The organism is Microbacterium sp. LWH10-1.2 (assembly GCF_038397765.1).
Lineage (GTDB): Bacteria > Actinomycetota > Actinomycetes > Actinomycetales > Microbacteriaceae > Microbacterium > Microbacterium natoriense.
The window spans coordinates 3,922,945-3,935,662 of the sequence record NZ_CP151638.1 but is presented as its reverse complement, the minus strand read 5'-3'; the positions used below and the strand labels follow the sequence as shown (position 1 = coordinate 3,935,662).

The window sequence follows — 12,718 nt, the reverse complement described above, 5'->3', positions numbered from 1 at the left end:
GGATGGACTGGCTCGACGCCCTGCAGGAGCTGCGTGCACGACGCAGCCCCGCGGTCGTCGTGACCCTGGCGGTCGTGCGAGGTCACGCCCCGCGCAACGGCGGGGCGAAGATGGTGGTCTCCCCGGGTGCCGTCTTCGGCACGGTCGGCGGAGGCAACCTCGAGGAGACGGCGATCGATCGCGCCAGGGAGATGCTGGCCGCGGGCTCCGCCGAGCCCGAGCTGCTCACGCTGACCCTGAGCGACAAGGCCGTGACCGAGTACGGCGTGCAGTGCTGCGGAGGAGAGGTCACCATGATGCTGGAGCCGATCAGGGTCGTCCCGACCGTCGCCGTCTTCGGCATCGGACATGTGGGGATCGAGCTCGCCCGCATCCTCGCCAGGCACGAGCTCGACCTGCACCTGATCGACTCGCGACCGGCGATGCTCGACGTCGCACGGCTGGGCGAACCCGGCCGCAGCGGGGTGCTCGCCGATGCCGTGGCCCGGGTGCACATCACGCACGCCCCCGTGCCGGAGTCGGCGCTGGCCGCGCTGCCGGCGGGGGCTCACGTGCTCGTCATGACGCATGACCACGTCGAGGACCTGGCCGTGGTCGACATGGCGCTGCGCACCCCGGACCTCGGCTCGATCGGCCTGATCGGCTCGTCGTCGAAGTGGGCGCGGTTCCGCAAGAGGCTCGGCGAGCTCGGGCAGACGGATGCCGACCTGGAGCGCGTCACCACGCCCATCGGCATCCCCGAGGTGGCGGGCAAGCAGCCGGCGGCGATCGCGGTCAGCGTCGCCGCACGGATGCTGCAGCTGATCGACGAGCAGGCACGGCAGAGCGGATAGCTGCGGGCCTGGCTCGGGTCTCCTGGAACTTCCTCTCGCATCCCGCCATGCGAACGCACTGCGCGAGGAGCCGGAGCTGGCCCGCCACGACCCCTTCGACCGCTTCCTTCTCGCGCAGTCGTTCGCCGACGGGATGCCGCTGCTCACCGCGGACCACGTCCTCCTCGAGCTCGGGCGCACCTGGGTGCACGACGCCCGCGCGTAGTCCGACGGGTCGGCGCGACGGAGTCTCCCCGGCGAACGGCACTCCCTTCGGCCCCCACTGCGGATGCCTTCCGCCGTTCAGTCGCCCGAGACCTCGCGCCGGTAGCCGAGCTGGTGGCTGATCGCTTCGGTCGTCGCCAGGAGCGTGTCGAGGTGACCTCGGAGCTGGTCCAGGTCGACACGGCTCCGGAAGGCAGTGACCGACACCGCACCCGCGACCTCGCCGGCGTGATCGCGCACGGGGGCGGCGATGCAGTTCGACAGATCGTCGTACTCTCCGTCGTCGACGGCCCAGCCGCGCTCCTGGACCCGGGTCAGCTCTCGCTCGTAGCTCTCCCGATCGGTGAGGGACCGTGCAGTGTAGGCGGGGAACGCGACGCGATCCAGGACGGTACGACGCGTGCCGCTCGGCACGTGAGCGAGAATCGCCTTCGCGACGCCCGCGGTGCTGACCACGACCTCGCCGCCGATCTCCGTGTTCAGCACGATCGAGTCCTGAGGCTCGATCTTGTCGACGTAGCGGATGCGATCGCCGTCCAGGACCGCGAACTGCACGGTGAGACGCAGTTCGTCGCTGAGCGCCTTCAGGTGCGGGTGGGCGATGCCGCGCAGATCGAAGTGCGCCATGGCCGACTTCGCGAGGGCGGCGAGACGGAAGCCGGTCCCGAACACCCCGGGGCTCGTCTGTCGTACGAGCCCGGCATCCTGCAAGGTGAGTAGCGTGCGCAGCACCGTGGTCCGGTGCACGCCCAGGATCGTCGCGATGTCCCCGGCGCTCCGGGGCTCGGCGCTGCACAGTTCCAGGATGGTTATCGCGCGTGAGACGGTCGAGCTCATGTACCGATCATGCCGCTTCCGGCCCGGGGTTGCGCTGAGCGGTGACGCCGACCCGCAGGATGGCGTTCGCGAACCGCCGCGTGTCGCCGGTGACGATGCACAGCGCGAGGTCGTCCGAGCGGGTGAGCGCGGTGAACTCCGCACGCGGCACCGACCCGTGCGGCGCCGCGCCGACCGCCGACGCGGCCTCCCGTCCGACCGCTCCGAGTTCTTCGTCGGGGGCGGCCATCGAGGTGACCGCCTCGATCTCGATCGTCGCCGCCACGAGAGCGACGACGGACGGCACGAGCGGCGAGCCCGGCGCGAGGGCGAGGTGCACGACGACCGCTCTGGGGTTCACGGCCGTCGCCGATGCGAAGTGCGCGTCGGCGACGAGCACGAGCGACCCGTGTCCCGCCCGGGCGAGCGCCCTCAGCACCTCCGGGTGCGTGATCGGTGTGCGCAGCATCAGCTGAAGTGCTGTCCGCCGTTGACGTCGAGCACGACGCCGGTCGTGAACGAGGCGCCTGGCGAACTGAGCCAGGCGACCGCCGATGCGACATCGGCGGGGCTGCCGGCGCGACCGACGGGGATTCCCTGCACCGTCGCGGCCTTCGAGTCGGCGGTGGTGAAGGTGTCGTGGAAGGGTGTCGCCTCAATGAAGCCGGGAGCCACCGCGTTCACCGTGATCCCCTGCGGGGCGAGCTCCGCCGCGAGCCCGCGCGTGAAGCCGAACAGCGCCGCCTTCGCCGTGGCGTAGGCGGTCGCCCCCGCATGCCCTCCCGTGCGTCCGGCCAGCGAGGCCACCGTGACGATGCGACCGCCCTCGCGCATGAGCGGGAGCAGGTGGTGGGTCACGAGGAACACGGAGTCGACGTTGAGCGCCTGCACGCGGCGGAACAGCGGGTAGGGCATCTCGGCGATCGTCGATCGTTCGATGAGCCCGCCGGCGTTGTGGACGAGGATGTCGAGCATCCCCCTGCCCGCGACGCTGTCGCGCAATTGCCGCACCTCGTCCTCGACCGTCAGATCGACGCGGAGGGCGATGGCGTCCCGACCGTCCGGAGTTCGCAGCCGTGCGAGAGCGTCTCCGTCCGGCTCGTGGGAGCGATAGGTGACGATGACTCGCGCACCCCGACGCGCGAGCTCTTCCGCGATGGCGGCGCCGATGCCGATGCCGCCCCCGGTGACGAGTGCCGTCCGTCCGCTCAGCTCGAGCGCGCGGTCGTGTTCCTGCGTGTCTGTCATGATCATGCCTCCGATTCGGTGCGGGTGTCGTTCGGCCCCAGGGCCAATGTCGTGTCCCCCTCAGGACGGTGGCCGGCGAACAGCCACGTTCCGAGGGCGGTGAGCGCGAGAGCGCCGGCGAGAAGCAGCACTCCGGCCTTCGTCGATCCGGTCGCGTCGGTCAGCCATCCGACGACCAGGGGCGACACGAAGCCTCCGATGTTGCCCACGGCTCCGACCAGTCCGATGCCGGCGGCCGCAGCGGCGCCGGCGAAGAGGCTGGCAGACATCGAGAGCATCGGGCCGATCGCCGTGTAGATGCCGGTCGCGGCGACGGACAGCGACACCATCGCGAGCCAGGGCGACACGGAGAGCGTCATGCCCGCGCTCAGCAGGCCGATCGCCGCGACGCCGAGACTGACCGCGACGTGCCAGGCGCGCTTGCCCGTGCGGTCGGCGCGTCGGCTCCACCACAGCACGAAGCACGCGGCCGCCGCGTACGGGATCGCCACCACGAGACTGCGCTGGAACGGCGGGAACTCGCCGAGCTCTCCGACGATCGACGGCAGCCAGAACGCGAGTCCGTAGATGCCGAGGACCATGCCGAAGTTCAGCAGGGCGTAGGCCCAGGCCCGAAGGTCCTTCAGCGCGGGAAGGAACCTGTGGTCCGCGGCGGTGACACGGGCGTCGTCGTGGGCGATGACGGCATCCAGGGCGTCCTTCTCCTCCGTGGTCAGCCACCGCGCGGCGGCGGGCCGGTCGGTGAGGAGGAAGGGCACCACGAGGCCGAACAGCACCGCCGGGAGCCCCTGGATGAGGTACATCCACTGCCAGCCGTGCAGACCCGCCAGGCCGTCGAGTTCGAGGAGCGCACCGCTCAGGGGCGCTCCGATCATGTTCGCGATCGGCTGAGCCAGCACGAACACCCCGAGGACGGCCGCCCGCTCGCGCACGGGGAACCAGAGGGTGAAGTAGAAGACGACGGCGGGGAAGAACCCCGCCTCGGCGATGCCCAGGAGGAAGCGGAGAACGGCGAAGGACGTCTCGTCGACGACGAACGCCGTGCCCATGGCCAACAGCCCCCAGGGGATCAGGATGCGGGAGATCCATCGCCGGGCGCCGAACCGGTGCATGCCCGCGTTGCTGGGGATCTCGCACAGCGTGTACCCGATGAAGAAGAGTCCGGCGGCGAGACCGAAAGCGGAGGCGGTGAGGCCGAGGTCGGCGCTCATCGCCTCTCGCGCGAAGCCGACGTTGTTGCGGTCGAGGTAGGCGATGAAGTACAGCACGCAGATGAGGGGAAGGATGCGCCACCGCGCCTTGCGCACTGCGCGACTCAGCGCGGTCGATGGAGGACTGACGACGTTCGACATGAGGCTCCTTTGGCGCAGTGTCGATGGATGTGTGAGCGACTGTGCTCCCGATTTACGATACATCTATCGCACTAGCGGTGCAATAGATGCACTTTGTTGCGTGCGGCTCGAGCCTGAATCCTGCACTCAGAGAGATAGATCTCCACCATCCGGAATCCTGACTCCGCACTATGGACACTTCCCCGAGCCTGATCTAGAATCTCCTCAGGCCTAGGCGGGTTCTCACAACCATCTACCGGGCAACCAGCGGCGAAGACGCCGCGGATTGTGACCCGGAGGTGCTCCATGCTCGACCGTCTGCACGACTACGCCGACTGCCTGGCCGACCCCGATCGCTGGGCGATCGCCACGATCGTCGAAGTCTCCGGCTCCGTCCCGCGCCCCGCTGGGACCTCCATGGCCGTGCGGGACGACGGCCGCACGATCGGCTCGATCTCGGGCGGCTGCGTCGAGGGCGCCGTGGTCGACGCGGCGATCGGATGCCTGAACACCGGCGAGGTCGAGCTGCACTCCTTCGGCTACGCCGACGACGACGGGATCTCCGTCGGCTTGATGTGCGGAGGGGACGTGCGCGTGCTCGTGCAGCCGCTGCGCACCCTGCCCGCCGGCATCCTCTCCGCCCTCGCTCACCCGGACCGCGCCCTGCGGCTCGTGCGGGAGCTGCCGCTCGACGATGCCGCCCGCAACGGAGGAGTTCTCACGTTCGGGAGGACGATTGCGGCGGATGCCTCCTCCCGAGCGCGCGTTCTCCTCCCTGGCGACACGGCGGCGGACCTCGGCGACCGGGTCCGCGCGGCCCTCGACCTGGGCGGCGCGCACGTCGTGGAGATCACCGACCGCTCCGTTCCGGAGTGCCCGGCCGCGCGCCGACTGCTCGTCGAGTCGAGCGCGACGCCCGCCCGCCTCGTCATCTACGGGGCGAACGACTTCTCCGCCGCGCTCGCCCAGGCCGCCGCCGTGCTCGGCCGGCACGTCACGGTGTGCGACGCCCGTCCCGTCTTCGCCACCCGGGCGCGGCACCCCGGCGCGCACGAGGTCGTCCTCGCGCATCCGGCGCAGCACTTCGCCGCGGAGACGGATGCCGGTCGCATCGACTCCCGCACCGCGATCGTCGTGCTCACCCACGACCCCCGCTTCGATCTGCCCGTGCTGGACCGCGCGCTCCGGGCCGACCTCGCCTACGTCGGCGCCATGGGGTCGCGCGTGACCCACGAGAAGCGCCTGCAGGAGCTCCGCGCGGGCGGCCTCGCCGACGCGCACCTCGATCGGCTGCACTCCCCGATCGGACTCGACCTCGGCGCTCGCACCCCTGCGGAGGTGGCGGTGTCCGTGCTCGCCGAGCTGATCCTCGTCGAGACCGCCGCGCGCACCGGCCTCACCTCGTCGCCCCAGCGCAAGCTGCGCGACACCACAGGCGATGTCCATGACGCGCGCCGCGTCTGCGCGCCGGAGCCGCAGCTCGTCGCGCCGCACGGAGTCGACCTGCGCGTCGACGACCCGCAGCGCCCCGCGCCGCAGCATCCCGACCCGCAGGGCGCACGAGGGCCCGGCGCAGAACCCCGGAGCACGGAGGAGGCGCTCGCATGGACGTGACGAGCGTCGACGAGGTCCTGATGTGCGCGGATCCGCGCAGCTGGCGCCCCGGCGACTCCTGGCTCGCCGGCGGCACGGTCATCTACTCCTACGGCACCGACATCACCCGCGGCGCCCCGACCCGCCTGCTCGACATCACGGGCGCCGGCTGGGCGCCCCTCGCCTGGACGCCGGACGGCGACCTCGAGATCGCCGCCACCTGCCGCATCGCCGAGCTGCGCGCCCTCGCCGACGACCCGCTCCCCGGCGGCATCCCCCGCGCCCAGCTGCCGGGGCTCGACGTCATCCCGCCGGCGTGCGACTCCTTCGTCGCCTCGTGGAAGATCTGGAACGTCTCCACCGTCGGCGGCAACGTCGCCACCGCCCTGCCCGCCGGCCCCATGATCTCGCTGCTCACCGCGTGGGGCGCCACCGCTCTGATCCTGCGCCCCGACGGGCGCCGTCGCCGCGCCGCCGTCGCCGACCTCGTCGTCGGCCCCGCCAGGACGCGTCTCGGCTACGGCGAGCTCATCCGCAGCTTCCTCGTCCCCGCGGAGGCGCTGCGGCAGCGGCACGCGTTCCGTCGCCTCTCGCTCACCGAGCGCGGCCGCTCGGCGGCGCTGCTGATCGGCCGCCGCACGTCCGATCGCTCGCTGCGGCTCTCGGTCACGGCATCCGTCTTCCGTCCCGTCCTGCTCGACCTCCACGCCGACGACGGGCAGGCGAGGCGTCGACGCGCGGACCGCCCCACTCCCGCGGATGCCGCCGCCTGGCGCGCCGCGATCGACGTGGCCGCGGCGGGCACGGGCGGCTGGTACGACGACATCCACGGTGATCCGGCCTGGCGCCGCCTGATGACCCACCGTCTCGGCGACGAGATCCTCGCCGAGCTGCTCCCCGGCGCGACCGGGGTCGACGGGGCGAGAGGCCGCGTCACCGGCGATCTGCGCATGGAGAGGACATCGGCATGAGCATCATCGAGAACAGGGTCGGCGCGGATGCCGCGGTCGCCGCAGCCGTGCACACCGCGACGCTCGACGGGCGCGAGGTCGACGTCGCCCCCGAACCCGGTCAGTGCCTGCGCACCTGGCTGCGCGACCAGGGCTCGTACGGGGTGAAGAAGGGATGCGACGGCGGTGACTGCGGTGCCTGCACGGTGATCGTCGACGGCGACCCCGTGCACAGCTGCGTGTATCCGGCGCACCGCGCGGCGGGCCGCGACATCGTGACGGTACAGGGACTCGGCACCCCCGAGCATCCGCACCCCGTGCAGGAGCGCTTCCGCAGGGCGGCCGGCTTCCAGTGCGGGTTCTGCACAGCCGGGATGGTGTGCACGGTCGCCGGGATGCCGGAGGGCGCCGAGCACGACCTCGACCGCACCCTCAAGGGCAACATCTGCCGCTGCACCGGCTACCGCAGCATCGAGGACGCGGTGCACGGCGTCGAGAACATCGACGACCGTGCGGGTGGCGTCGGTCACGCGACGGGCACCCCCGCGGCGCTCGGCGTCGTGACCGGCACGGTCCGGTACACGATGGACGTCGACCCCGACGAGCTGCCGGGGGCGCTGCTGTACGGAGCCGTGGTCCGCAGTCCGCACGCGCATGCCCGCGTCGTCCGCATCGACGCGGCCCGCGCCCTCTCCTCCCCCGGTGTCGTGCGGGTGCTCACGGCCGCCGACGCGCCCCGCACGCCGTTCTCCACCGCCCAGCACGAGCTCGTCGAAGACGACCCCGACGACACGATGGTGTTCGACGACGTCGTGCGCTTCGTCGGCCAGCGCGTGGCCCTCGTGGTCGCCGAGACCCAGCGGGCCGCCGACCGTGCGGCGCGCCTCGTCGAGGTCGAGTACGAGGTGCTGCCCTTCAACCTCGACCCCGAGGTCGCCGATCGCCCCGACACGCCTGTCCTGCACGGAGACAGCAACATCGTGATGCGGATGGACTCCGAGGTCGGCGACCTGGAGGCGGCACTCGCGGCATCCGCCATCGTCGAGGACCGCACCTTCCACACGCACCGCGTCTCGCACACGGCCTTGGAGACCCATGGATCGATCGCCTGGCAGGATGCCGACGGCCGCTACGTCGTGCGCAGCAGCACGCAGGTGCCGTTCCTCGTGCGGCGGGCGCTCGCGCGCGTGTTCGGACTGTCGAAGGACGAGGTGCGCGTGTACACGGGCCGCGTCGGCGGCGGCTTCGGCGGCAAGCAGGAGATGCTCACCGAAGACCTCGCCCTGCTCGCGACGAGGGCCACGGGCCGCCCCGTCCGCATCGAGTTCTCGCGCAAGGAGGTGCTCACGGCGACGACCGTGCGGCATCCGTTCCGCATGCGCGTGCGCATGGGCGCCGACTCCTCCGGCACGATCACCGGCATCGCCGTCGACGTGCGCTCCAACACCGGCGCCTACGGCAACCACGGCCCGGGGGTCATGTTCCACGGCGTGGGCGAGTCGATCGCCGTCTACCGGGCCGCGGCGAAGAAGATCGACGCCTCCGTCGTCTACACGAACTCCATCCCGTCCGGCGCGTTCCGCGGCTACGGGCTGAGCCAGATGATCTTCGCGATCGAGTCGACGGTCGATGAACTCGCCCGCAGGCTCGGCCTCGATCCGCTCGAGATGCGCACCCGCAACCTCATCGGCGCCGACGACGCGATGATCGCCGCGCACGAGGAGCCCGACCTCATCATCGGCAGCTACGGTCTCGACGAGTGCGTGCGAGACGTGCAGGCGGGTCTCGCGAGGAACAGGGAGGCGGATGCCGTGGCCCTCGCGCCCGGCTGGACGATCGGCGAGGGCGCCGCCGTCGCCATGATCGCGACGGTGCCTCCGCGCGGACACCACTCGCACGTCACGATCCGCCTGGAGGCGGACGGGGCTTTCGGGCTCGACGTCGGCACCGCGGAGTTCGGCAACGGCACCTCGACCGTGCACCAGCAGATCGCGGCCACGGTGCTGCAGACCACGACGAGGAGGGTGCGGCTGCGTCAGGCCGACTCCGACCTCGTCGAGCACGACACCGGCGCGTTCGGCTCGACCGGCACCGTGGTCGCCGGCCGCGCCACGCACGCCGCGGCGACCTCGCTCGCCGAGAAGCTCCGCGCCCGCGCCGCCGCCCTGCTCGGCGCCCCCGTCGACGAGTGCCTGCTCACGGGCGACCGCGTCATGCGCGGAGGGGACTCGGTCTCGCTCATCGACCTCGCCGCCGCCGGCCCCCTCGAGGCGGCCGGCTACTGGGGCGGGACCCCGCGGTCGGTGGCGTTCAACGTGCAGGGGTTCCGCGTCGCGATCGACGAGGCCACGGGTGAGCTGCGCATCCTCCGCTCGATCCACGCGGCGGATGCCGGGGTGGTGGTGAATCCGGAGCAGTGCCGCGGGCAGATCGAGGGCGGCATCGCCCAGGCGATCGGCGCCGCGCTGCACGAGATCGTGCACGTCGACGAGAACGGCCGCGTGACCAGCGACATCCTGCGGCAGTATCACGTGCCCGCGTTCGCCGATGTGCCACGGTCGGAGATCTCCTTCGCGACGACGAGCGACGTGCTGGGCCCCCTGGGGGCGAAGTCGATGAGCGAGTCGCCGTTCAACCCCGTCGCCCCCGCGCTGGCGGCCGCGATCCGCGATGCCACCGGCATCCGCCTGACGACGACGCCCTTCACTCGGGACGTGATCCACGCCGCGATCCTCGAGCGCGATGCGACGAGGGGGACGGACGGATGACGCTGCACCACCGTCACGCGATCGTGCTGGCCGCGGGGCGCGGATCGCGTCTCGGCCTCGGACCCAAGGCGCTGCTGCCCTGGAACGACGAGGTGCTGGCGACCAGGGCCGCTCGGGCTGCGGCCCTCGCCGGCTGCAGCGTCTCGATCGCGATCGGTCCCGAGGCGGCGACGGTGCGGCGCTGGCTGCGTCGGCGCTCATCGTCGGCGATCACCGTGTACGTGCACGATGCCGAGCTCGGCATGAGCGCCTCGCTGCGCGCCGCCGCCCGGCATCTCCGGTCGGCGGGCGAGAGGCCCCACGTGGTGATCGTGCTCCTCGTCGATCAGCCGGGGGTCGGCGAGCCGGTCATCCGACGGCTCCTCGACGCGCACAGGCCGGGTCGAGCGACAAGAGCGGCGTGGGACGGCGTGCCGGGCACCCCCGTCGTGTTCGACATCGACGACCTGTTCGACGCGGCCGACACCGCGCTCGGCGACTCCGGGGCGAGGGTGTGGATGGCGATGCATCCGCAGCTCGTCGACGACGTCGAGTGCGGAGACCTCGGCTCGGGAGCCGACATCGACGTCCCCGCCGACCTCGCGGCCTGGCCCGAGCTCGGCTGAGCCGTCCCGTCTCCCGCGCTCCGGAGCCCGTTCCGCTGCGGCTCCTCGTCCTGCAGGCGACGCCCTCCTAACGCGACGCCCTCGTGAGCGCGACGCCCCTCCCGCACGCCGACGCCCCACCTGGGCGACGTCCGCCCGGTGGGGCGGGACGACCAGACGGGGCGTCGGCAGATCAGATCAGAGGGGGCGTCGGCAGAGAAAGAGGAGGCTCAGCCTGCGAGCGCCGCCTCGATCGGACCGCGGACGAAGTAGAGCGCGAAGCCCGCCGCGACGATCCACATGAGCCAGTGCACCTTGCGGGCACGACCCGAGAGCGCGTTGATGAGCGCCCAGGAGATGAAGCCGACGCCGATGCCGTTGGCGATCGAATAGGTCAGCGGCATCGTGACGATCGTGAGGAACACCGGCAGGGCGACGGCGAAGTTCGTGAACTTGATCTCCTTGATCTGCCCCATCATCATCGCGCCGACCACGACGAGCGCGGCGGATCCGACCTCGATCGGCACCACGAGGGTGAGCGGGGTGAAGAACATCGAGAGCAGGAACAGGATGCCGACGACGACCGCGGCCAGACCCGTGCGCGCCCCCTCTCCGATGCCGGAGGCGCTGTCGACGTAGACCGTGTTCGAGGAGGTAGAGGTCGCACCACCGGCGACGGCGCCGAGGCCCTCGACGACGAACGCCGAGCGCAGCCGCGGGAACGTGCCGTCCTTGTACGCGAGACCGGCGTTCTTCGCGAGCCCCGTCATGGTGCCCATGGCGTCGAAGAAGTTGGAGAACACGAGGGTGAAGACGAGCATCGTGGCCGACAGGGCGCCGATGCGGCCGAAGGATCCGAGGAGGTCGAACTGGCCGATGAGGCCGAAGTCGGGGATCGTGACGAGCGCCGTCGGGATCTCCGGGATCGTCATGTGCCAGCCGCCGGGGTTCTCGAAGCTCGGGCCGAGCTTGAAGATCGCCTGCGCGATGATCGCGAGGACGGTCGAGGCGACGATGCCGATGAGGATGCCGCCGGGCACCTTGCGCGCGACGAGCACGCCGATGAGCACGAGCCCGATGAGGAAGATGAGCGTCGGGATCGAGGTGATCGATCCGCCGTCGCCGAGCTGCACGGGCGGGCCGCCGGCCGTGCGGTTCACGAAGCCCGAGTCGACGAAGCCGATGAAGGCGATGAACAGGCCGATGCCGACCGTGATCGCCGCCTTGAGCTGGGCGGGAACCGCGTTGAAGATGGCGGTCCGGATGCCGGTGGCTCCGAACAGCACGATCAGGATGCCGTTGATGACCACGAGCCCCATGGCCTCGGGCCAGGTGACCTGTCCGACGACGGACACGGCGAGGAAGGAGTTGATGCCGAGTCCCGCGGCGAGCGCGAACGGGAGTCGTGCGATGAGTCCGAACAGGATCGTCATGACGCCGGCGGTGAGGCCGGTGGCCGCCCCGATCTGCGCGCCGTTCAGGGCGTTGCCCGCGACGTCCTCGACGCCGCCGAGGATGAGCGGGTTGAGGATGACGATGTACGCCATCGTCACGAAGGTGACGATGCCTCCGCGGATCTCGCGGGCCACCGTCGACCCGCGACGGGTGATCTCGAAGAATCGGTCGAACGCGTTCTTGGGCTCGGCGTCGACCGTGGCGGTCGCTCCGGTGGCCAGGGGCGGGAGCTCCGGCGCGGGGATCGCGCCGGTCTCGGGGTCGTTGAAGACATGTGAAGACATCATCGGCTCCAGTTTTGTTGTGCGGAGGTGGTGCTCGGGTTCGCCGAAGGAGCGGCTCCCGGTGGTCGCCGCGGGCGCAGGGGCCCGTCAGCGGTCGGTGCGCGTCGGCCTTCGGCGCGCGTCAGCGGTGCGCGTCAGTAGTCGATGCGCGAGACGTTGGCGTTCCACTCGGTGAACGGGGCGACGCGTTCGGCGGGGGCCAGGGCCTCCTGGCCGACGGGCATGATGGCCCGGTCCTCGGGGCCGCCCTCGAAGTAGCGGTAGAACACCGCGTCGTCGAAGCCGGCGTCTGCCGCGTCGTGGCGGTCGGCGGCGAAGTAGACCCGGTCGATGCGGGCCCAGAGCGAGGTGGCGAGGCACATCGGGCAGGGCTCGCAGCTCGTGTAGAGAGTGGCCCCGGTGAGGTCGAACGTGCCGAGCCCCTGGCAGGCGTTGCGGATCGCCGTGACCTCGGCGTGCGCCGAGGGGTCGAGGTTCGCCGTGACCCGGTTGACGCCCTCGAAGACCTGTCCGTCCGCCGAGACGACGATCGCCCCGAACGGACCGCCCGCGTCGCGGACGTTCTCGGTGGCGAGGGCGACGGCCCGGGAGAGGTACTCGGCCGGAGTCGGCTGGGAGTCGATGGCGGGCGCGCTGATGCTGCTCATGAAGG

11 protein-coding genes are annotated in these 12,718 nt (G+C 71.4%); 5 read left to right on the top strand and 6 right to left on the bottom strand.

Annotated elements, in window-relative coordinates:
• Nucleotides 1–2 precede the first annotated feature (2 nt).
• A complete protein-coding gene (gene xdhC / locus MRBLWH10_RS18445) occupies nt 3–833 on the top strand; it encodes a xanthine dehydrogenase accessory protein XdhC (protein WP_341941052.1) in 831 nt (276 codons plus the stop codon).
• Between the two features lie 282 nt (nt 834–1,115).
• On the opposite strand, the gene MRBLWH10_RS18440 is transcribed toward xdhC, so the two are convergent.
• The 4 genes from MRBLWH10_RS18440 to MRBLWH10_RS18425 are packed head-to-tail and all read right to left on the bottom strand — an operon-like array spanning nt 1,116 to nt 4,453.
• On the bottom strand, nt 1,116–1,874 hold the full coding sequence (locus tag MRBLWH10_RS18440; RefSeq protein ID WP_341941051.1) for an IclR family transcriptional regulator: 759 nt from the start codon (nt 1,872–1,874) through the stop codon (nt 1,116–1,118).
• A gap of 7 nt (nt 1,875–1,881) precedes the next feature.
• The gene (locus MRBLWH10_RS18435; protein WP_341941050.1) at nt 1,882–2,322 is read right to left on the bottom strand and encodes an RbsD/FucU domain-containing protein; all 441 of its coding nucleotides are present in this window, start codon (nt 2,320–2,322) and stop codon (nt 1,882–1,884) included.
• Nucleotides 2,322–3,101: an SDR family oxidoreductase gene (locus MRBLWH10_RS18430; RefSeq protein ID WP_341941049.1), complete on the bottom strand. Its 780-nt coding sequence runs from the start codon at nt 3,099–3,101 to the stop codon at nt 2,322–2,324. The genes MRBLWH10_RS18435 and MRBLWH10_RS18430 overlap by 1 nt, the downstream gene beginning before the upstream one ends.
• A gap of 2 nt (nt 3,102–3,103) precedes the next feature.
• Entirely contained in the window at nt 3,104–4,453 is a 1,350-nt protein-coding gene (locus tag MRBLWH10_RS18425) for an MFS transporter (RefSeq protein ID WP_341941048.1), read from the bottom strand.
• A 285-nt stretch (nt 4,454–4,738) separates the two neighbouring features.
• Here MRBLWH10_RS18425 and MRBLWH10_RS18420 point away from each other — a divergent pair, with 285 nt between their 5' ends.
• From MRBLWH10_RS18420 to MRBLWH10_RS18405, 4 genes are read left to right on the top strand one after another with little or no spacing between them, the layout of a single operon-like run.
• Complete coding sequence (locus tag MRBLWH10_RS18420) at nt 4,739–6,046, top strand: XdhC/CoxI family protein (protein ID WP_341941047.1); 1,308 nt, start codon at nt 4,739–4,741, stop codon at nt 6,044–6,046.
• Nucleotides 6,037–6,996, top strand: a complete 960-nt coding sequence (locus tag MRBLWH10_RS18415) for an FAD binding domain-containing protein (protein ID WP_341941046.1) — start codon at nt 6,037–6,039, stop codon at nt 6,994–6,996. Before MRBLWH10_RS18420 ends, MRBLWH10_RS18415 begins: the two co-directional genes overlap by 10 nt.
• Nucleotides 6,993–9,743 carry a molybdopterin cofactor-binding domain-containing protein gene (locus tag MRBLWH10_RS18410; RefSeq protein ID WP_341941045.1) on the top strand — a complete coding sequence of 917 codons (2,751 nt, stop codon included), beginning with the start codon at nt 6,993–6,995 and terminating at the stop codon, nt 9,741–9,743. The genes MRBLWH10_RS18415 and MRBLWH10_RS18410 overlap by 4 nt, the downstream gene beginning before the upstream one ends.
• Nucleotides 9,740–10,348 (top strand): NTP transferase domain-containing protein, encoded by a 609-nt coding sequence (locus MRBLWH10_RS18405; protein WP_341941044.1) that lies wholly within the window; start codon nt 9,740–9,742, stop codon nt 10,346–10,348. Before MRBLWH10_RS18410 ends, MRBLWH10_RS18405 begins: the two co-directional genes overlap by 4 nt.
• Nucleotides 10,349–10,557: 209 nt before the next feature.
• Here the strand turns inward: MRBLWH10_RS18405 and MRBLWH10_RS18400 are convergent, their stop codons facing one another.
• Entirely contained in the window at nt 10,558–12,069 is a 1,512-nt protein-coding gene (locus MRBLWH10_RS18400) for an NCS2 family permease (protein WP_105676212.1), read from the bottom strand.
• 131 nt (nt 12,070–12,200) lie between these two features.
• Nucleotides 12,201–12,713: a nucleoside deaminase gene (locus MRBLWH10_RS18395; RefSeq protein WP_105676210.1), complete on the bottom strand. Its 513-nt coding sequence runs from the start codon at nt 12,711–12,713 to the stop codon at nt 12,201–12,203.
• Between the last annotated feature and the right edge of the window lie 5 nt (nt 12,714–12,718).

Bases quoted from the DNA above. Each gene is read 5' to 3' on its own strand.
- xdhC (WP_341941052.1), top strand. From the start codon at position 3: ATGGACTGGCTCGACGCCCTGCAGGAGCTGCGTGCACGACGCAGCCCC.
- MRBLWH10_RS18440 (WP_341941051.1), bottom strand. From the start codon at position 1,874: ATGAGCTCGACCGTCTCACGCGCGATAACCATCCTGGAACTGTGCAGC.
- MRBLWH10_RS18435 (WP_341941050.1), bottom strand. From the start codon at position 2,322: ATGCTGCGCACACCGATCACGCACCCGGAGGTGCTGAGGGCGCTCGCC.
- MRBLWH10_RS18430 (WP_341941049.1), bottom strand. From the start codon at position 3,101: ATGACAGACACGCAGGAACACGACCGCGCGCTCGAGCTGAGCGGACGG.
- MRBLWH10_RS18425 (WP_341941048.1), bottom strand. From the start codon at position 4,453: ATGTCGAACGTCGTCAGTCCTCCATCGACCGCGCTGAGTCGCGCAGTG.
- MRBLWH10_RS18420 (WP_341941047.1), top strand. From the start codon at position 4,739: ATGCTCGACCGTCTGCACGACTACGCCGACTGCCTGGCCGACCCCGAT.
- MRBLWH10_RS18415 (WP_341941046.1), top strand. From the start codon at position 6,037: ATGGACGTGACGAGCGTCGACGAGGTCCTGATGTGCGCGGATCCGCGC.
- MRBLWH10_RS18410 (WP_341941045.1), top strand. From the start codon at position 6,993: ATGAGCATCATCGAGAACAGGGTCGGCGCGGATGCCGCGGTCGCCGCA.
- MRBLWH10_RS18405 (WP_341941044.1), top strand. From the start codon at position 9,740: ATGACGCTGCACCACCGTCACGCGATCGTGCTGGCCGCGGGGCGCGGA.
- MRBLWH10_RS18400 (WP_105676212.1), bottom strand. From the start codon at position 12,069: ATGATGTCTTCACATGTCTTCAACGACCCCGAGACCGGCGCGATCCCC.
- MRBLWH10_RS18395 (WP_105676210.1), bottom strand. From the start codon at position 12,713: ATGAGCAGCATCAGCGCGCCCGCCATCGACTCCCAGCCGACTCCGGCC.